General features: G+C 64.4%; 17 protein-coding genes. 4 read left to right on the top strand and 13 right to left on the bottom strand.

Annotated features, from left to right (window positions below):
• Positions 1–56: 56 nt before the first annotated feature.
• Positions 57–1,742, bottom strand: a complete 1,686-nt coding sequence (locus I5M_RS27950) for a methyl-accepting chemotaxis protein (protein ID WP_031337856.1) — start codon at positions 1,740–1,742, stop codon at positions 57–59.
• 456 nt (positions 1,743–2,198) lie between these two features.
• On the opposite strand from I5M_RS27950, the gene I5M_RS27940 reads away from it, so the two are divergent.
• The 3 genes from I5M_RS27940 to I5M_RS27930 all read left to right on the top strand — a co-directional run bounded on the left by I5M_RS27940 (position 2,199) and on the right by I5M_RS27930 (position 6,205).
• Positions 2,199–3,200, top strand: coding sequence for an AraC family transcriptional regulator (locus tag I5M_RS27940; RefSeq protein WP_022724411.1), 1,002 nt, complete (start codon positions 2,199–2,201; stop codon positions 3,198–3,200).
• Between the two features lie 292 nt (positions 3,201–3,492).
• Complete coding sequence (locus tag I5M_RS27935) at positions 3,493–4,929, top strand: DEAD/DEAH box helicase (protein WP_022724410.1); 1,437 nt, start codon at positions 3,493–3,495, stop codon at positions 4,927–4,929.
• 205 nt (positions 4,930–5,134) lie between these two features.
• Positions 5,135–6,205 carry a GGDEF domain-containing protein gene (locus tag I5M_RS27930; RefSeq protein ID WP_022724409.1) on the top strand — a complete coding sequence of 357 codons (1,071 nt, stop codon included), beginning with the start codon at positions 5,135–5,137 and terminating at the stop codon, positions 6,203–6,205.
• Positions 6,206–6,439: 234 nt separating this feature from the next.
• Here I5M_RS27930 and I5M_RS27925 read toward each other — a convergent pair whose 3' ends face one another.
• Positions 6,440–7,843, bottom strand: a complete 1,404-nt coding sequence (locus I5M_RS27925; protein WP_022724408.1) for a cytosine permease — start codon at positions 7,841–7,843, stop codon at positions 6,440–6,442.
• Between the two features lie 256 nt (positions 7,844–8,099).
• On the opposite strand from I5M_RS27925, the gene I5M_RS27920 reads away from it, so the two are divergent.
• Positions 8,100–8,381 carry a hypothetical protein gene (locus I5M_RS27920; RefSeq protein WP_022724407.1) on the top strand — a complete coding sequence of 94 codons (282 nt, stop codon included), beginning with the start codon at positions 8,100–8,102 and terminating at the stop codon, positions 8,379–8,381.
• Here the strand turns inward: I5M_RS27920 and I5M_RS27915 are convergent.
• The 11 genes from I5M_RS27915 to I5M_RS27865 form a co-directional block, all read right to left on the bottom strand.
• Entirely contained in the window at positions 8,344–9,039 is a 696-nt protein-coding gene (locus tag I5M_RS27915; protein WP_307707526.1) for a TfoX/Sxy family protein, read from the bottom strand. The genes I5M_RS27920 and I5M_RS27915 overlap by 38 nt on opposite strands.
• A gap of 240 nt (positions 9,040–9,279) precedes the next feature.
• Positions 9,280–9,765: a RidA family protein gene (locus I5M_RS27910; protein WP_022724405.1), complete on the bottom strand. Its 486-nt coding sequence runs from the start codon at positions 9,763–9,765 to the stop codon at positions 9,280–9,282.
• Between the two features lie 15 nt (positions 9,766–9,780).
• Positions 9,781–10,860: an NAD(P)/FAD-dependent oxidoreductase gene (locus I5M_RS27905; RefSeq protein WP_022724404.1), complete on the bottom strand. Its 1,080-nt coding sequence runs from the start codon at positions 10,858–10,860 to the stop codon at positions 9,781–9,783.
• A 3-nt stretch (positions 10,861–10,863) separates the two neighbouring features.
• Positions 10,864–12,825: a CTQ-dependent glycine oxidase GoxA gene (gene goxA / locus I5M_RS27900; RefSeq protein WP_022724403.1), complete on the bottom strand. Its 1,962-nt coding sequence runs from the start codon at positions 12,823–12,825 to the stop codon at positions 10,864–10,866.
• Between the two features lie 304 nt (positions 12,826–13,129).
• Positions 13,130–13,531 carry an iron-sulfur cluster assembly accessory protein gene (locus tag I5M_RS27895; protein WP_031337852.1) on the bottom strand — a complete coding sequence of 134 codons (402 nt, stop codon included), beginning with the start codon at positions 13,529–13,531 and terminating at the stop codon, positions 13,130–13,132.
• Between the two features lie 163 nt (positions 13,532–13,694).
• A complete protein-coding gene (locus tag I5M_RS27890) occupies positions 13,695–14,063 on the bottom strand; it encodes an SUF system Fe-S cluster assembly protein (protein ID WP_022724401.1) in 369 nt (122 codons plus the stop codon).
• Positions 14,060–15,304, bottom strand: a complete 1,245-nt coding sequence (locus I5M_RS27885) for a cysteine desulfurase (RefSeq protein ID WP_022724400.1) — start codon at positions 15,302–15,304, stop codon at positions 14,060–14,062. The genes I5M_RS27890 and I5M_RS27885 overlap by 4 nt, the downstream gene beginning before the upstream one ends.
• Positions 15,305–15,412: 108 nt before the next feature.
• Positions 15,413–16,723 (bottom strand): Fe-S cluster assembly protein SufD, encoded by a 1,311-nt coding sequence (gene sufD, locus I5M_RS27880; protein ID WP_022724399.1) that lies wholly within the window; start codon positions 16,721–16,723, stop codon positions 15,413–15,415.
• A 16-nt stretch (positions 16,724–16,739) separates the two neighbouring features.
• Positions 16,740–17,498 (bottom strand): Fe-S cluster assembly ATPase SufC, encoded by a 759-nt coding sequence (gene sufC, locus I5M_RS27875; protein WP_022724398.1) that lies wholly within the window; start codon positions 17,496–17,498, stop codon positions 16,740–16,742.
• 28 nt (positions 17,499–17,526) lie between these two features.
• The gene (locus I5M_RS27870; RefSeq protein ID WP_022724397.1) at positions 17,527–17,766 is read right to left on the bottom strand and encodes a hypothetical protein; all 240 of its coding nucleotides are present in this window, start codon (positions 17,764–17,766) and stop codon (positions 17,527–17,529) included.
• A 5-nt stretch (positions 17,767–17,771) separates the two neighbouring features.
• Positions 17,772–18,417: SufD family Fe-S cluster assembly protein (locus I5M_RS27865; protein WP_022724396.1), on the bottom strand; the 646-nt coding region annotated here is incomplete at its 5' end.

Raw genomic sequence — 18,417 nt, 5'->3', positions numbered from 1 at the left:
CGGCCTTGCCGAGATGCGGGACCGCTGGGGAGGCGGTCCGCACCCTCGTCACGCGCTCACGCTGCGCGGACGGTCTGGAGGAACTTGCCGACCTCGCTGCGCAACCGGTTGCTGTCGTTGGCGAGCGACTGCGCCGCCGACAACACCTGGCTCGAAGCCGAGCCGGTTTCGCTGGCGCCGCGCTGGACGTCGACAACGCTGGACGACACCTGCCGCGTGCCCTGTGCCGCCTGCTGGACGTTGCGCGAAATCTCTTGCGTCGCGGCGCCCTGCTCTTCCACCGCCGAGGCGATGGTGGAGGCAATCTCCGACATCCGCGAGATGGTCGCACCGATCTCGCGGATCGCCACCACCGACTGATCGGTCGCGCTCTGGATGCCGGTGATGTGCTGGCTGATTTCGCCGGTCGCCTTGGCGGTCTGCTCGGCCAGCGCTTTCACCTCAGCGGCCACGACCGCGAAGCCACGGCCGGCATCGCCGGCGCGCGCTGCTTCAATGGTGGCATTGAGCGCCAGCAGATTTGTCTGGCCGGCGATCGAGTTAATCAGTTCGACCACATCGCCGATGCGCGCAGCCGCGGCGGAGAGCTCACCGACGCGCTCGTTGGTGCTGTGAGCCTGCGTCACCGCATCATTGGCGATGCGCGCCGATTCCTGGACCTGACGGCTGATCTCGTTGACGGACGACGCCATCTCTTCCGTCGCCGAGGCCACCGACTGCACATTCGCCGAAGCCTGTTCGGACGCAGCCGCGACCGACGTCGTCACCTCCTGCGAACGGTGCGCGCTCGAGGTGAGCGTCTTGGCGGAAGCCTCCAGTTCGGTAGAAGCAGACGATACCGCGCGGATCACCTCACCGACCGCGGCTTCGAAATCGCCGGCAAGCTTGATCATGTCCTGCTTGCGCTGCGCAGCCATGCGCAGATCCTGCTGCACCTTCTCCTCGGCCTCGTGCTTGGCCTTCTCGTCGAGCATCAGCTTGATGCCGTTGACGGCATTGGCCGTCTGGCCGATCTCGTCGCCTCGCTCGGTACCGGCCACCTTGACCTCTTCGCCGCGCGCCATCGCCTGCAGGTCGGACACAAGGCGACCGATCGGCCGGGCGACACCGAACTGGATGACGCCGAAGGCCATCGCCAGCACCGCCAGGAAGCCACCTCCGACCATCAGGATCGTCAGCTTGACGGTGCTGGCAACGCTCGCGGTCGCTGCCTGGGACTTGTCGATGAATTCCCTGTCGAGCTTGGCCGTGATCGCGGCTTGCGCGGTTCGCAGAGCATGATTGTCCGCCGCCATGGATCTGGCGAACTTGATGGCGTCGTCGTTGTTGTTGGCCATCGTCGCCTTCTCCAGCGGCGGATATTTCTTGGCCATCATGTCGTCGAACATCCGGCCGATCTGCTCGAATTCCGACGCATAGGACGGCAGGCTTTTCTTCGCTTGCGCGATGAAGTCGCCGAACTCCTTGTGGTTCTGCGCGATCTCCTGACTCAGTTGCTGCATCACCGCCTGATCGGTCTCGGCGATCATTCGCCAACTCAACCGTCCAAAGTTGTAGAGACGGGCATTGGCGCGAAAATTCGCTTTCATTCCCTGCACGTCGTTTTCGAGAATCGATGCGTAGGAGCGATCGATTTCGTCCATTTTCGACGCTGCATACCAAATACCTCCGGCAACGACCGTACTGAGCAGAGCGAAGCACGCGAGAATTTTGTAGAGGATTTTAACATTGGATAATTTCATGCTGAGGCCTCTTGGTGAAATTCCAGTCCGACGTCGCACATCCTCCGACGTCGCGAGAAGCAGGCGTACGACAGTACGCCGTCGTCGAGCTGCATCGATTGCGCGCCGGCCGGCAGCGCCACGATCGTCGCTCTCGTCTCTCGGGAGACGATCCAGTGCTGGTCTTTTCAGCGAACTAACTCTTGCATCTGCGCGAACAGTTCGACGCAGCGGGATGCGGCGAAATGGGCGTTGCGGCTGCATGCAATCAGATCATATTCGTCATTCTCGATCCCTCGATCGCGATTCCGCATCGACGGGGTCTAATCTGCCTGAGAACGCATAATTCAACGTGAGTACGAATTCGGTCACAATGGACAAAGGATGCCGTCGGCTTGACGACGCACAAAGCGAAAGTGGCGCGCTCGCCCAACTAACAGCCTGTCGATGGGTGATTGCATACAACGGCCGTCGACCATGACCGATGCGCCTTACGACGGCGTCGAACCTCTCAAGGAATTCTCGGTCCTGCGCACCCGCGATCCCGCCTTGGCGCGGGAGTTGATGCGCAGCCGTTTCGGCTTCGATCTATCCACGCGGCAAACCGACGGTTTCTTCACCCGCGCCAACATCGCCGATCTGCCGAATTTGTCGCTGTTGTTTTGCGCCAGCGCGACGGCGGTATCGGTGCCGATAAAGAGCAGCAAGGCCGCGCATCTGCATCTGTGCCTGTGCGGACGGGCTGCGTTGGCAGACGAGCGCCGGCGCGTCGAGATCGGCCCCGGCGAAGCGCTCGTCTGCTCGCCCGGACGCCCGGCTCTGCTCGACTATGAAGCCGGCTACGAAGAGCTCGTGCTACGCGTCCCGGAGCGGATGGTAGAGCGATGCTTCGTCGCACTGGCCGGCTTCGCGCCTCGGGCGGCGATCCTCTTCGAACCGCAGGTCGCCGCCGAAGATCCACATTATTTGGGCCTGCGCGATCTCGTGCTGCTGCTCGCCGGCCGACTCGATCCTGCGTTCTCGGTGTGGCCCAAGGCGACGCTCGAGCAGATCGAACTCGCCTGCGTATCGCAGCTTCTATACTGCACATCGCACAATCTCCGCCGCCTGCTCGGCGAAGGCGACACGACGGCTGTGCCCTCGGCAGTACGCATCGCCGAACATTTCGCCGACAGCCGTTGCGAACACGACGTCGGCATCGACGATATGGCGCGCGCCGCCGGCGTCAGCACCTCGACGCTGACGCGCGCCTTCATCAAACATCGCGGCTACTCGCCCTCGGCCTACGCCAAGCGGGCCAAGCTCAGCCACGCGCGAAATTTGCTCGAGACCGGAGCAGCCACGACCGTGGTGGGCGTGGCGCTGCGCTGCGGCTTCGCCAATCCCAGCCGCTTCGCGCAGGATTATCGCGAAGCGTTTGGCGAGGCACCGACCGAAACCCTGCGGCGGCGCCGGATGCCAGGGCCCCAAAACGGCTAAAAATTAAGCTCTTTCAGCAGTTTCATGCACGTCCGCATTGACTTTGGCCGATTCCGCCTTATGTTCCGGCCATGACGCGGCCCAAGTATCGACGCGTGGTCTCCGTGATTTGGAGCCGCCCGCCGCGCACCGTCATCCCCGTGCAAGAATTGCCCGTGCAACAATTGCATGCCGCTCCGGGGTTGGGCGAATCAGCCTTTTCCAAGAATCCAGGCGGCGGTTTCGACCAGTGGCGTTCAGTCCCGATCCGGCGAGAAGCCCGCGATCAGGGGGCGCCGACAACAGAGGCATAATGTCCTTTTCCAATCTCGGCCTTTCCGACAAGGTCCTCGCCGCAGTCGCGGCCGCCGGTTACACGTCCCCCACTCCCATCCAGGAACAAGCGATCCCCCACGTCCTCGCCCGCAAGGACGTGCTCGGCATCGCTCAGACCGGCACCGGCAAGACCGCCGCCTTCGTGCTGCCGATGCTGACCATGCTGGAAAAGGGCCGTGCCCGGGCTCGCATGCCGCGCACGCTGATCCTAGAGCCGACCCGCGAGCTCGCAGCTCAGGTCAAAGAGCAGTTCGACAAATACGGCGCCGGCCAGAAGCTGACGGTCGCCCTCTTGATCGGCGGCGTTTCGTTCGGCGACCAGGACACCAAGCTGATGCGCGGCGTCGACGTGCTGATCGCAACGCCGGGCCGGCTGCTCGACCATACCGAGCGCGGCGGCTTGCTACTCACCGGAGTCGAGCTGCTGGTGATCGACGAAGCCGACCGCATGCTCGACATGGGCTTCATTCCGGACATCGAGCGCGTCTGTAAGCTGGTGCCGTTCACCCGTCAGACGCTGTTCTTTACCGCGACGATGCCGTCCGAAATCCGGCGCGTCACCGAGACCTTCCTGCACAATCCCGAAAAAATCGAAGTCAGCAAGCCGGCCTCGACGGCCGTGACGGTGACGCAGTCGCAAGTCGCCTGCGGCCGCGAGCCGCACGAAAAGCGCGAGACGCTGCGCAAGCTGATCCGCGATGCGACCGACCTCAAGAACGCGATCATCTTCTGCAATCGCAAGCGCGAAGTCGCACTCCTCGCCAAGTCGCTGCAGAAGCACGGCTTCAGCGTCGGCGCACTGCACGGCGACATGGACCAGACCGCGCGCACCGCCGCTCTCGATCAATTCCGCAAGGGCGAGCTGCCGATCCTGGTGGCGTCCGACGTCGCCGCACGCGGCCTCGATATTCCGGAAGTCAGCCACGTCTTCAATTTCGACGTGCCGCATCATCCCGACGACTACGTCCATCGCATCGGCCGCACCGGCCGCGCCGGACGGCTCGGCACCGCCGTGACGATCGTCGCGCCCGCCGATCAGAAGTCGATGGCGGCGGTGGAGAAGCTGATCGGTCAACAGATTTCGCGCGTCGACATTGGCCCGATCGGCAGCGATGCCGAGGCTGAGCCCGAGGCCGCGCGGCCGCGGCGTTCGTCCGAGCAGCGGCACCGCGAGCCGCGGGAAGCACGCGAACCGCGCGAACATCATCGCGAGCCGCGCGAAGGTCACCGCGAGCCACGCGGTGATCGCAAGCCGCGACGCGAACGCGAAGCGCCCCGCGCCGCTGCACCCGCATCTGTGCCGAGCCACGCTTCGTTCGGATCTGCTCCGCCCGCACGCGAGGCGGTATCAGAGCCCGGCGATCACTCGCATCTGCCGGCATTTCTGCTGCGTCCGGTCCGCGCGCGCGTCTGATCAGCACGATCACCGCTCTCCGAATAGCCTGCGTTCGCAGCAGGTTACTTCGAGCTTCGCGATCAAAAGTGTGCAGTTTTGTACAACGTGAAATTGCACGCGCCGACAAAGCACATCCGGATATTTACCGGGGATTCATCGTCAGGCCCTAGCCTTCACCGCACTGATCACGAGTGACCGGGCGCCCGCCCGGCGGGGGACGCTGGTGGCCACAATCGACGACGATCACGATCGCACCATGGTGTATGCCGACATGGCACTCGCCCAGATCCGGGCGTTGCGCCAGTGCGCCATGCCGCGCAACTACGAGATCTGGTACGTTTACGCCACGGGCTACAATCCGGAACTCAACAAGGCGATCAACGAAACGCTGACGCATAACGGCCGCCTAACCGAGGCCGACCTCGAACACATCCACCACAACTATCTGGCTCCCGCTCAACCCAACGATCGCATCGATGAAATCGGTGCGCGCGTCGTCCGCGAAATCGACGACATGATGTCGCAGCTCGCCGACACGCTCGGCGCGAGTGCGAGCTTCGGCGACAAGCTGCAGGGCGCCAGCCATCATCTGTCGCAAACGACCGATCACGACCAGATCAAGTCGATCGTGGAACGTCTCGTCGTATCGACGCGCGAGATGCACCGCACCAACAGCGAACTCGAAGAACGGCTGTCGCATTCCAAGCAGGAGATCGCCAATCTCCAGGTCAGCCTCGAGACAATTCGGGCGGAGAGCGTGACCGATACGCTGACCGGCCTCGGCAACCGCAAACACTTCGACCGCGCCGTCACCGAAGCGATCCGCAACGCGGCCGCCAGCCAGGAGCCGCTGTCACTGCTGCTGATGGACATCGATCACTTCAAGATGTTCAACGACAATTACGGGCATCTGACCGGCGATCAGGTGCTGCGCCTCGTCGGCATGACGCTCAAGCAGAGCATCAAGGGTCGAGACATCACCGCCCGCTATGGCGGCGAGGAATTCGCCGTGGTGCTGCCGAACACCGCGCTGCGCCAGGCTATCACCGTCGCCGACAATATCCGCCGCTCGGTGATGTCGAAGGAATTGAAGAAGAAGTCGACCGGCGAAATCCTCGGCCGGGTGACGATCTCGGCCGGCGTCTCGACTCTGAGGCCCGGTGAGGACTCAGACTCACTGATCGAGCGCGCTGACGGCTGCCTCTATGCGGCCAAGCGCAATGGCCGCAACCGCGTCGTCAGCGAAGCCGATCCGGAATTCCTGGGCGTCGCGCAGCAGGCTCGCGTCGCCTGACAGACCTTCAGCAGATCAATCAGTTTCGCAAGGGCCGCCTTCGCGGCCCTTTGCGTTTGTTGAGTGCGACCGTCGTGTTGATCGACTTCGGCAGGCGGCCGCGCGGCTTGGCCTTGCTCGCCACCGCGAGGGCATAAGTTGCGCCGCCGCCCGAGGCTACGCCGTTGCGCTGATGTCGGGATCGGCGAGCAGCCGGACCACCGCCGATCCTCAGTCGCGAAAGCCACTCGCCGGTCAGGTGGTCACGGTCACCCCGGCGACCGCCGGCTTGGGGCTGAGCACGAGATAGAGGCCGCCAGCGACCACCGTGCCGACCAGCCAGCTCAGATCGGCGCCGCCGAGCAGGTAGACCGAGATCGGGCCTTTGAAGACCGGCAGCAGTCCGTTCTGGAACAGCCAGCCGACGGCAAGGCCGACGAAGAACGACCCGATACCCGGCCAGTTCACGTCGCCATAGGCGCTCGTCTCCGGCGACTTGTAGAGTTCGGCCACCTCGACCACGCCCTTACGCCGGACGTAGAAGTCGGCGAGCACGACGCCCGCGAACGGGCTCAGCCACATGATGAGTCCGATCATCCAGTGGTCGAAGGCCTGAGCGAAGTTCGGCGCGAACACGAAGTAACAGGTGACGAGATAGCCGACCGCCCCGACGATCAGCGCGAGCGCGATGCGCGGCAGGCGGATTCCCATGCTAAGCAAAGCAAGGGTCGCCGAGTAGACATTGAGGATGTTGGTCGCGATCGGCCCGTGCAGCACGAGCGCGAGAACCAGAATCGCCATCGGGCCGCCGAACACCGCGCTGACCATCTTGGCGGGATCGGCATCGTTGGTGACGCTCGCGATCGTCGCACCGAGGACGCCCAGCCAGACCACCGGCAAATACATGCCGACGAAGCTGTACCAGAACACGCTGGCGGAGGATTCGGCTTTCCGCACGAAGCGCGAATAGTCCGACGCCCAGGTCACCCACGAGATGCCCCAGCCGACGCCGATCGCGGCCGTCAGCAGCGTCATCATGGCGAAGCGCTCACCCGGCGCGAGGGGGCTCACGAGGCTCCAGTTCACCACGCCCGGCTGCGTCCATGCTGCCGCGCTGATCAGGATCATGATCACGACGGTCGCCGGCACGGTGTATTTCTCGAAAGTCCGGATGGCGTAGAAGCCGTAGGTGCCGATCCCGATCTGCAACGCCATGATGATGGTGATGACGACGAGGTTCGGAAAGGCCGTGTCCTGCACGCCGAACTGGCCGAGGATACCCATCGAGATCTTGACGGGAAAATATGTGTTCACGCCGATCCAGCCGAGGGTCATCAGGAAGACGAGCGCCGCCGGCAGATAGGCTCCGCGCCTGCCGAACGCGGCGCGGCTGAGGACCATCTGGTTGACACCGGTCTTGTGCCCCATGACGGTGAACGCGGCGAACAGCGCGCAGCCGACGAGATTGCCGAGGACGATCACGGCAATCACGTCCCAGATTCCGAGTTTGAGGATGATGCCGAGAGCACCGAGCGCCCAGTTGATCGGCGCTATGTTGGCGCCGGCCCAGATCCACATCTGCTGGGCGCCGGTCGAGTCCCGGTCAGCATCCGGGATCGGCTCGATCGCATGATCGTCAAGTCGTAGTTCGGTCGCCATATCAAGGTCCCTCGTTTGTCACGGCGCACACGCCGAGTATGCGCCGCCGTGCCCAATTCCCTCACCGGCGCTCGGCTGCCGACCTGCCCGCTTCCGTCACGACGGAGACTCACGCTTCCGGTGCCGGACCGTGATCCAACGCCTATCGGGCGGCTCCTCCGGCAAGGGTTTGCCGACCTAGCCCCAATTAGGAAGCATGCTTCGCATTCTCATAAGCAGAGTTCGTGCCAGACGCGCCGACGAGCAGGACCGAGTCTTGCTCGACAAGCGCGCGGCGAGTGACTGCCTCCCGTGCAAGCAGATTCGGCCGCCGGTGCTGGCAGATCGAGCTACTCGTGCCTTCCGACGCAGCGACTCAGGGTTCGACCACGCTCGGCGCGACGCGGCGCTGGTGATCGCCGACGTCGTGCACGGCTCGGTGCAGCTATGTTGGCCGGCATCCGATCAACTAATCTATCGGCAGGCCGATCACGACTTAGGCGAAGCCGGCGTCCAATTGATCACCTCGCCGGCGATCGTTTCGATCCGGACGGCCTGACCTTGGATACCGCGCCCGCCTTGCGCAGGCGCCGAGCGGCAAGCTTGGCACCAGCAGTCTCGGCACTGGCAGTTTTGGCACTAGCAGTTTTGCCCGAAGCGATTTTGGGCGAAGCGACTTTAGCCGATGCTGGCTTCGGCGTCCTGGTGCCGTCCTGCACCTTCGTCCCCAAGGTCTTCTTGACACCAGTCTTTGCGCCGCGTGGCTTGCGTGGCTTGGCCAATGCCGCCCGCCGCGCTGCCGCCAACGCCACCCTCGCCCACTCCGCCAATTCGTCCGGATCGTCGAGCAGCCGGTCCGGCAGCCGCCAATAGGACTTCACAACCACTGTCCGCTGCCGTGTCGAGTATTGAAACGGCTGCGAGCCTTCGGCTTCGAACTTGACCCAGTCGACCTCGTCGGCCCGGAAGTACAAACTATCCCGGATCACCAGCGCGAAGGTGATTTCGTCGGCCGAGATGCCGAACCCGGAAAACATACGCCGAATCGTCACAGCGCCGAACGGCGCGAACAGATCGATGAGAAAGTCGCGGTCCATCCCTTGCCCCTCAGCAGCACGGCGATGCGCAAAGCTAGCGGATACGGTGAGGCGCTTGCAACCAGCACAATCTGGGATGGAAACCGCTTCGTCAGTGCGAGGAGCGCAGCGACGAAGCATTCCAGCTCCGTGCACTGCGCTGGATTGCTTCGCTTCGCTCGCAATGACGAAGCTGGTGTCCCGCCCCATGGTTCGAGACGCGCAGCTTCGCTTCGCTCCTCACCATGAGGCTGCATGCGCGTCACATTGGACTCGACTCGTCCGCCACAACTATGCCCCTCATCCTGAGGAGCTTCGCCGAGCTCGCAGAGCTCGGCGAAGCGTCTCGAAGGATGGCCGCGGGCGCGACGAGGCCGGCTATTACTTCTTCACCGGCGCGTAGAACGTTCCGTCGATCTCGGCGATGTCGCCCTGGTCGAGCGCCGGGACCTGCAGCACGGTGCGCGGCGGGTACGGGCCGTCGCCCCAGATGTCCTTCTGTACCTTGTTGACCAGCGGGCGATATTTCGCGACGTCGGTGACGAACACGGTGAGCCGCACAGCGTCGGCCTTGGTAGCGCCTGCGGCTTCGGCCGCGGCCAGCATGTTGTCGAACATGCGGCGCACACGGGCCTCGTCTCCGTCGACCATCTTGCCGGTGACGCGGTCGGTGCCACGCATGCCGCCGATGAAGACGAAGTCGCCGGCGCGGGCACCGATGCTCCAGGTGCCGCTCGGCGTAATGGTCTTGTCGGTCGGCGCGATGATCTGCACCGCGCTGCCGGTCTCCGCAGCGGACGCGGCGATCGGCAGTCCGACGATCAGCGCCGCCGCGGCAGCCACGGTGAAGTGAGGTTTGTTTTTCATGCAAGTCTCCTTGGGTTATCGCGGTGGTGAGGATGAATTGCGCCGACGCCAGAACGGCGCATCGGCAAAGCGGAATTCGCTTTGGTACATGGCGCGCTGCGTGGAGAGATGATGGGCGATGCCGGCCAGGTAATCGCGCTCATAGGCTTCTGCCGCAGCGCTATTGCTCTCGACCAGCCCGAGCGCCGCCTCGGCGGCTGCGAGGCCGCTCCACAACGCAGTCGCCAGCCCATTGGCGCCGAGCGGATCGAGCGCGGCCGCGGCGTCGCCAGCGCGCAGGATGCGGCCTTCGACGATGTGCTGGACGGTGATGGTGGCGGCCGGCGCCATCGCCGGCGGCGCGTCGGCGAGATGCTGATCGAGCCCGAGACTCATCAGCCGCTGCGCAATCGCCTTGGTGTTGGCGGCAAGACGCGCCCATAGCGGGCCGTTCTGGATGAGGCCGCGTGGGAGCAGATCGGAATCGCTGAACAGCCCCAGCATCATCCGCCGTCCCGGCAACGGAGCCATGTACCACCAGCCGAGTTCGACCGCTTCGATCAGCGTCGCGGCTGCGGTCTCGGCATCGTCCGGCAGATCGAGCAGCCGCCACGCCGCGACCATGCGGTCGAGCCGCCGCCGCTCGCTGGCGGCGCCCGAACTCAATGCCGCCCGCCCGGTGCAGTCGATCGCCACCTCGGCGAAGATGATGCGGCCGTCGGCTAGCGTCAGCACCACGCCGCTCGGGCGATGCGCCATGGCGCTGACGGCGGCGTCGAGCCGTTCGGCCATGCCGTCGCACAGCTCACGCATCCGCTGCTCGAACCGAGCGCGATCGAGGTGAAGGCCCCTGCCCGCGCTGTCATCCGCACGGCGCAGCACGCCGTCGCCCCACACCGAGAACCGGCCCTCGCCCGCCAGCGCGTTGTTAGCGTCGACGACCTCGCCCAGTTGCAGTTGCTCCAGCAACGGCAGCGCCTGTGGCGACAGCGTCTCGCCGCGGCTCGCCACGTCGTGCGGCGGCGCGATCAGCAGCGGCCGTTCGCCGGCTAAAGCCAGACTGCGGGCGGCGGCGAGCCCCGCCACCCCGGCGCCAATCACGGCGATACGCTGCATCCGTCAGCGCGTCGGGATCGGTTCGACGATGTCCATCGAGCCGCGCTGCACCTCGACGAAGACATGCTCGGGCACGCCCGGCAGGCCCTTCGGCCCCGGCCTCTTCACGATCACGCCCATCCGGGTCCACAATTCGATCATGCGGCGCAGGCCGTCGGTGTAGCCGGCCTCGACATGCAGGCCGATGCCGGCGGCGCCGCGCGCCCATGGCACGCGCGTGTGATAGAAGCGCAGCCGCTCTTCTTCAGTGAGATCGGTGCGCATCATCTGCTGATAGAACGCCTCCGGCAGCACATCGACCGGCAGCAGCGCCGGCCACCATACCGGCGTCGGGAATCCTGTCGCGGTCAGCACAGCCTGGCAGCTGAAGGCATCGCCCTGCCACGGCACACCCATCCAGCGCGTCAGATCGCCCGGCGCCTGCGGGCCGATCGGCTTGCCCTGATCTGGCTTCTGCGGATTGCCGGCGAAGACGTTGTCGGCGTTGAGCTGCAGCCCGAGATCCTGATTGAGGCTCTTGCGGTTCGACAGCGCGATGCGGAACGGCAGCTTGATATCGCTTGGCGCGCGATACAGCTCCTTGTGGCGGATCGGCCAAGTAATTTCCACGCCGGGATGAAACGCACCGCCCGAGCAGGCATCGAGCGCGGCGCGCGTCATCGCCTCCGGCCGCAGCTCGACCGGCAGATCGTCGAGCGTCTTCACCGCGTCGGCCTTGGCGTCGGTGTAGTCGGCTTCGAATTTGCCGTCGGCCCAAAGCGTCAGCACGCGATATTGCGTCGGCGTCAGCGTCAGCCAGGAATGCGCGCTGTCTGGGTAGTTGACGCCGTCGCCGAGCATGATCGGCACCGCATTGGCGCGGCGATCGTCGCCGCCCGGCTTGCGGAACGCGTCGAACACCTTGCGCCGCTCGGCCTTGCTGTCGTCGGTCGGCTTGGCCAGCGTTTCGATCACCTTCGGATCGGACAGGTCGCCGATGTCGTGCCACGCAGCGCCGAGGAACGACGCCGCCGCGACCCATTGCATGGTGCCGGCGCGGCGCAGGATCGGCAGCACGTCGCGGCGGAACGAGACGCGATCGGCCGGCGCGCTGAGCTGGCCGAGCGCGATCATCGGCTCGCGCGCGGCATCGTACAGCGTCACGATCGGCTCGAGCTGCGGCGCGAACTTCGGGCCACAGCACACGACCCACGCCGGCTCGCAGTCGAATTGCTGGCCGTCGACGCTGATGCTCGCCTTGACCCAACCGTCCGCCCAGTCGTCGTGCCAGCCGTCATTATTGGTGAAGTCGCGGACCGGATTCTGCGGCAGCGCGGAACGCGACACGCCGTCGGCGGCGAAGACTAACAGCCGTCCTTTGTCGTCGGTGCGCAGATGGCCGAGCGTGACGTCGAGCGTCTGCCAGAACCGGCCCTGCATCTTGTACTTGGCATCACCGCCGGCTGCGTTTGTCGAGGTACCGGAGATTTGCACCGCGCCGGGATCGATGCACAGCATGGCGTCGCGCTTGGCGAGCGGAATGAACGCATTGCGCTGCGGGTTGGGCACGCCCGGAGCATTGTCACCCTGGTCGAGCGCGTTGACGAAGCCGTACCAGGCCGCCTTGGTGTTGGCGACATGCACGCTCCAGTTCGCCTGCGCGGCGTCGATCTCGCGCACCACGCGGCCCTGATCGTCGTAGCCGTACAGACGGAAGCGCTGCACCTGTTTTTTGATGCGGCCGCGCGCATCTTTGAAGCCGCCGTCAGGCTCGTTCAGCAGGCCGGGCACTTCGGGCGCCAGGAACCAGTCGTCGGCATTGCCGACGCGGGAAAAGCCGATCGCCGGAAAGATCGCCACCTTGGCGATCTTGGCGCCCTGCGGCGCCGGCTGCTGCGCATGCAGCGATGAGATGGCGGCCTTCGCCAGCAACGGCGAGCCGATGCCGACCGCGGCGGCACCCAGCAGAAAATCACGACGGTTCATTCTAGCGCTCCCCTGCACTTTACCTGCAAGTTCTTCGCAAGTTGAGTGTTAAGGGCAGTTTAAACGGAGCCGGGTTCCGTATATGGAACCGATTAGACGTCACAGGCACTGAGTCCTCATCCTGAGGAGCTCGGCGAAGCCGGGCGTCTCGAAGGATGGGGCCACAGCTAGTGTATGTGTCCCATGGTTCGAGACGGCGCTTCGCGCCTCCTCACCATGAGGTTTTGCGTGGTGTGTAAGCACCAACAAAAACGGCCGGGACAAAGCCCGGCCGTCACGTCTCGAGTACAATGATCTTCGCGAACTAACCGTCGAGCTTCGCCGGCTGCAATTCGACCGACTCACCGCAGCCGCAGGCGGAGATCTGGTTGGGATTGTTGAACACGAATTGCGCCTGCATGCGGTCGGCCTTGTAGTCCATCTCGGTGCCGAGCAGGAACAGCACGGCCTTCGGGTCGACCAGGATCTTGACGCCCTTGTCCTCGATCACCTCGTCGGTCGCCGCGACGTCGTGGGCGTATTCGACCGTGTAGGCCTGGCCGGCGCAGCCGCCGTTCTTGATGCCGACGCGCAGGCCGATGATCTGGCTGTCGGCGCGCCCCATCAACTCCTTGACGCGCGTGGCCGCCGCATCGGTCAGCCGCATCACCTGCGGCCGCGGCCGGCGGGCGGGCTTGGTGGGCGTCGTTGGTGTCGCTTCCGTCATCGTGTCCATCCTCGTGGCGGTTCAAGGCCGCCCGGTTGGCTTTTAGATAATCATTTCACCCCGTCATTGCGAGCGAAGCGAAGCAATCCAGTTCAGTGCATGGAGCTAGATTGCTTCGTCGCTGCGCTCCTCGCAATGACGAAGCAAAAGCTCCGCTCCAAACTCACCACATATTCAACACGAGTCGCGCCTCGTCGCTCATCCGTTCCGGCGTCCACGGCGGCTCCCAGACGATGTTGACATTGACCACGCCGACGCCGGGCACACTCGCCACCGCGTTCTCCACCATTGTCGGGAGTTCTGCCGCGGCCGGGCAGTTCGGCGTCGTCAGCGTCATGTCGAGATCGACGGTGCGGTCGTCCTTGATCTCGACCTTGTAGATCAGGCCGAGCTCGTAGATGTCGGCGGGAATTTCCGGGTCGAACACCGTCTTCAGCGCGCCGACGATCTCGGTGCCGAGCCGCTCGGTCTCCTCCGGCGGCAGCGCCGAGATGGTCTGCATATTAGCCTTGGCTTCGATCGTATCTGTCATGCGAACAGGTCCTGCGCCTTGATCAGCGCCGTCACGAGTTGGTCGACATCCTCACGGGTATTATACATCCCAAACGACGCCCGGCACGTCGCCGTGACGTTGAAACGCTCCAAAAGCGGCATCACGCAATGAGTTCCGGCCCGCACCGCGATGCCCTGGCGATCGATCACGGTGGCGATGTCGTGCGGATGCGCGCCCTTCATTTCGAAGGAAATCACCGGTCCCTTGTTCTTCGGCGAGCCGATGATGCGCAGCGAGTTGATCTCCCGCAGCCGCTGTTCAGCGTAGGTCAAAAGATCGTGTTCATGAGCGGCGATACGCTCCTTGCCGATCGAATTGACGTAGTCGATCGCCGCTCCCAGCCCGACCGCCTCGACGATTGCCGGCGTGCCGGCCTCGAATCGATGCGGCGGATCACCGTAAGTCACCCAATCCTGCGCCACTTCGCGGATCATCTCACCGCCGCCGTTATAGGGACGCATCTTGGCGAGGATGTCGTACTTGCCGTAGAGCGCGCCGATGCCGGTCGGGCCGTAGATCTTGTGGCCGGTCATCACATAGAAATCGCAATCGATGTCCTGGACATCGATGGTCATGTGCACCGCCGCCTGGCTGCCGTCGACCAGAACTGGAATGCCGCGCGCATGCGCGAGCTTCACGACGTCCTTGACCGGCACGATGGTGCCGAGCGCGTTCGACATCTGGGTGATGGCGACCAGCTTGGTCTTCGGCCCCAGCAGCTTCTCGAACTCGTCGATCAGGAAGTTGCCGTCGTCGTCGACCGGCGCCCATTTCAGCACGGCGCCCTGGCGCTCGCGAAGGAAATGCCACGGCACGATGTTGGAGTGATGCTCCATGATCGAGAGCACGATCTCGTCACCCTCGCCGATGTTCGGCGCGCCCCATGACGACGCCGCGAGATTGATCGCCTCGCTGGCGTTGCGGGTGAAGATGATCTCCTCGGGCCGCTTGGCGTTGAGGAGATGTTGCACGCGGGTGCGGCCGCCCTCATAGGCCTCGGTCGCCGCATTGGCGAGATAATGCAGGCCGCGATGCACGTTGGCGTATTCGCTCTCGTAAGCCTGCGTCATCCGCGTCAGCACCTGACGCGGCTTCTGCGCCGAGGCGGCGTTGTCGAGATACACCAGCCGCTTGCCGTAAACCTCCAGCGCCAGCGCTGGAAAGTCCGCGCGTACTTCGGCGACGTCGTAGGAGCCGTTGGAGACTGCCGGATGGGTCATCTAAACAACTTTCTCACACGTACCTGATCGTCATTGCGAGGAGCGAAGCGACGAACCAATCCAACGTCGTGCACTGAGCTGGATTGCTTCGCTTCGCTCGCAATGACGTTAACTCCTCGCCTCGAGCCAGCGCGCCGCGGCGCCGGACACCAGCTCACGTAGATTATCGTCGGCGATCGCCTCGATCGCTTCGCCAACGAAAGCCTGGATCAGCATCGCCTCGGCCTGCTTCTCAGGCAGGCCGCGCGCACGCAGATAGAACAACAGCTGCTCGTCGAGCGCGCCGATCGCGGCGCCGTGGCCGCAGGTAACGTCGTCGGCGAAGATTTCGAGTTCGGGCTTGTTGTCGACCTCGGCGTCGTCGGAGAGCAGCAGCGCCCGCGTCATCATCTTGGCGTCGGTCTGCTGGGCCGGCTGACGCACGTTGATGCGGCCCTGAAACACCGAATGACCGCGATCGTCCACCACGGCGCGGAAACCCTCACGGCTGACGCAGCCGGGCACGTCGTGGTTCATCGTCAGCGTGGTGTCGGCGTGCTGATTGCCGTTCAAGAGATTGACGCCGTTGGTGATCACCTCGGCATGCTGGCCGGCGATCGTCACCACCGCCTGGAAGCGGCTGACGAGACCTCCGGTGGCGATACCGAAGACGTTGTACTTGGCGTGCGTGCCGACGCTCACCGCCGCGGACGAAACGTTGAACGCGTCACGCGCGTCCTCGACGATGCGGACGTGCTCCAACCGCGCGCTGTCGCCGACGCTGACGATCGCGGCATCGTTGACCTGATAACCAGTCGCGCCCTCGGCCGCGACGTAGCTTTCGACCAGCGTCGCACTGGCGCCCTCGCCCAGCGTCACCGCCGTGCGGGTCGCGCTGGTCGCCGCAGCACTGGCGGCGATGTGCAGGATGTGCAGCGGCCGGGCGATCGCGGCGCCGGCAGCAACCTCGATCACGACGCCGTCGGTCATCAGCGCGGTGTTGAGCGCCACCATCGGATTGGCCGTGTCGAGCGACAGCAGGCTTTCGTCGCCGCCAGCCAGCGCATCGCGCAGGCTGCGGATCGACACGCCCTGCTCCAGTGCCGAAAGATCGGACAGGCTCGGCGCCAGCACGCCGTCGACCAGCACGATGCGGCGCACGCCGTCGATGGCGTGCAGCTTGGCGGCGGCTTCGGCGCGAGTCAGCGTGGCGGCGTCGGGTGCCGGCGCCAATGGCGCGACCACCTTCATCAGCGCGCGCAGATCGGTGTACTTCCAATCCTCGATCCGCCGATGCGGCAGGCCGACGCGCTGAAAGGCGTCGTAGGCCAGCGTGCGCGCGGCCGCGATTTTCACTGGCTCCTGCACACGGGCACGGACTGCGGCGAAGGCTTCGCCCGCGATCTCCGGCTTGTCGATTTTGGCCAAAGCAACGTTCATGGCTTCATCCTCGGCCTCAGGCCGCCGCTTCCTGATATTGCGCGTAGCCGTTGGCTTCGAGCTCGAGCGCCAGCTCCTTGCCGCCGCTGCGAACCACCTTGCCCTTCGACATCACATGCACACAGTCCGGCACGATGTAGTCGAGCAGCCGCTGATAGTGGGTGATCACTACCATGGCGCGATCCGGCGAGCGCAGCGCGTTGACGCCCTCGGAGGCGACGCGCAGCGCGTCGATGTCGAGGCCGCTATCCATTTCGTCGAGGATGCACAGGCTGGGCTGAAACAGCGCCATCTGCAGCACCTCGTTGCGCTTCTTCTCACCGCCGGAAAAGCCGACATTGACGCCGCGCTTGAGCATGTCCTGCGGAATGCCCAACGAGCCGGCGACTTCGCGGACCCGCTTCAGAAAGTCCGGCGTCGACAATTCGGCCTCGCCGCGCGACTTGCGCTGCGCGTTCAGCGCGGTGCGCAGGAACGTCATCGTGGCGACGCCAGGAATCTCGACCGGATACTGGAAAGCCAGGAACACGCCCTTGGCGGCGCGCTCGTCCGGCGCCATCGCGAGCAAATCCTCGCCCTTGAACAAGATCTCGCCGCCGGTGACTTCATAGCCCGGCTTGCCGGCGATGACGTGGCTGAGCGTCGACTTGCCGGAGCCATTCGGGCCCATGATGGCGTGGACTTCGCCCGCGTTCACGCTGAGCGTCAGCCCGTGCAGGATCTCGCGATCGGCAACGCTGACCTTGAGGTCTTTCACTTCGAGTAGTGCGGGCATCGTCGGCTTCCTAAATCTCAGAGGCTTGTTACCTAGCCCCATGCCCATCAGTCTTCCAAGCGCAGATGATCAAAAACACGACTGTCGAGACAGCCAGGACTCTCATCGGCAGCGGGAAAATCGCCGTGTAGGATTTTGCCCGCCGGATCATCACCGAAACGCAGACCATGATGATGGTGAGGAATGCACCCACCAGGGTGTATCCCTCCCACGTCGATGGCACCGCGCCGTAACCAGTCAGTTTTGGTGTGAACCAAAACTCGTGCATGTGAGCTATCCGACCGAACCTTCGAGGCTGATCGAGATCAGCTTCTGGGCCTCGACGGCGAATTCCATCGGCAATTGCTGCAGCACGTCCTTGACGAAGCCGTTGACGACCAGGCCGACGGCTTCCTCCTGCGACAGGCCGCGCTGGATGCAATAGAACAGCACGTCCTCGGAGATCTTCGACGTCGTGGCTTCGTGCTCGAACAGCGCGGAGGAGTTCTTGGCCTCGATATACGGCACGGTGTGCGCGCCGCACTGGTCGCCGATCAGCAGCGAATCGCAGGCGGTGAAGTTGCGCGCACCCTTGGCCTTGCGGTGCGCGGTGACGAGACCGCGATAAGTGTTCTGGGACTTGCCGGCCGCGATGCCCTTACTGATGATCCGGCTCGTGGTGTTGTTGCCGAGATGGATCATCTTGGTGCCGCTATCGACCTGCTGATAGCCGTTCGAGATCGCGATCGAGTAAAACTCGCCGCGCGAATTGTCGCCACGCAGGATGCAGCTCGGATACTTCCAGGTGATCGCCGAACCGGTCTCGACCTGGGTCCAGGAGATCTTGGAATTATTGCCGCGGCAGTCGCCACGCTTGGTGACGAAATTGTAGATGCCGCCCTTGCCTTCCGAATTGCCCGGGTACCAGTTCGCACCGTCG

The organism is Rhodopseudomonas sp. B29 (genome assembly GCF_000333455.1).
Taxonomy (GTDB): Bacteria; Pseudomonadota; Alphaproteobacteria; order Rhizobiales; family Xanthobacteraceae; genus Rhodopseudomonas.
Note: the sequence above shows the minus strand (reverse complement) of the source record. Positions and strands in the feature narration are given on the sequence as shown.

Bases quoted from the DNA above. Each gene is read 5' to 3' on its own strand.
- I5M_RS27950 (WP_031337856.1), bottom strand. From the start codon at position 1,742: ATGAAATTATCCAATGTTAAAATCCTCTACAAAATTCTCGCGTGCTTC.
- I5M_RS27940 (WP_022724411.1), top strand. From the start codon at position 2,199: ATGACCGATGCGCCTTACGACGGCGTCGAACCTCTCAAGGAATTCTCG.
- I5M_RS27935 (WP_022724410.1), top strand. From the start codon at position 3,493: ATGTCCTTTTCCAATCTCGGCCTTTCCGACAAGGTCCTCGCCGCAGTC.
- I5M_RS27925 (WP_022724408.1), bottom strand. From the start codon at position 7,843: ATGGCGACCGAACTACGACTTGACGATCATGCGATCGAGCCGATCCCG.
- I5M_RS27915 (WP_307707526.1), bottom strand. From the start codon at position 9,039: ATGCTTCGTCGCTGCGCTCCTCGCACTGACGAAGCGGTTTCCATCCCA.
- I5M_RS27910 (WP_022724405.1), bottom strand. From the start codon at position 9,765: ATGAAAAACAAACCTCACTTCACCGTGGCTGCCGCGGCGGCGCTGATC.
- I5M_RS27905 (WP_022724404.1), bottom strand. From the start codon at position 10,860: ATGCAGCGTATCGCCGTGATTGGCGCCGGGGTGGCGGGGCTCGCCGCC.
- goxA (WP_022724403.1), bottom strand. From the start codon at position 12,825: ATGAACCGTCGTGATTTTCTGCTGGGTGCCGCCGCGGTCGGCATCGGC.
- I5M_RS27895 (WP_031337852.1), bottom strand. From the start codon at position 13,531: ATGACGGAAGCGACACCAACGACGCCCACCAAGCCCGCCCGCCGGCCG.
- I5M_RS27890 (WP_022724401.1), bottom strand. From the start codon at position 14,063: ATGACAGATACGATCGAAGCCAAGGCTAATATGCAGACCATCTCGGCG.
- I5M_RS27885 (WP_022724400.1), bottom strand. From the start codon at position 15,304: ATGACCCATCCGGCAGTCTCCAACGGCTCCTACGACGTCGCCGAAGTA.
- sufD (WP_022724399.1), bottom strand. From the start codon at position 16,723: ATGAACGTTGCTTTGGCCAAAATCGACAAGCCGGAGATCGCGGGCGAA.
- sufC (WP_022724398.1), bottom strand. From the start codon at position 17,498: ATGCCCGCACTACTCGAAGTGAAAGACCTCAAGGTCAGCGTTGCCGAT.
- I5M_RS27870 (WP_022724397.1), bottom strand. From the start codon at position 17,766: ATGCACGAGTTTTGGTTCACACCAAAACTGACTGGTTACGGCGCGGTG.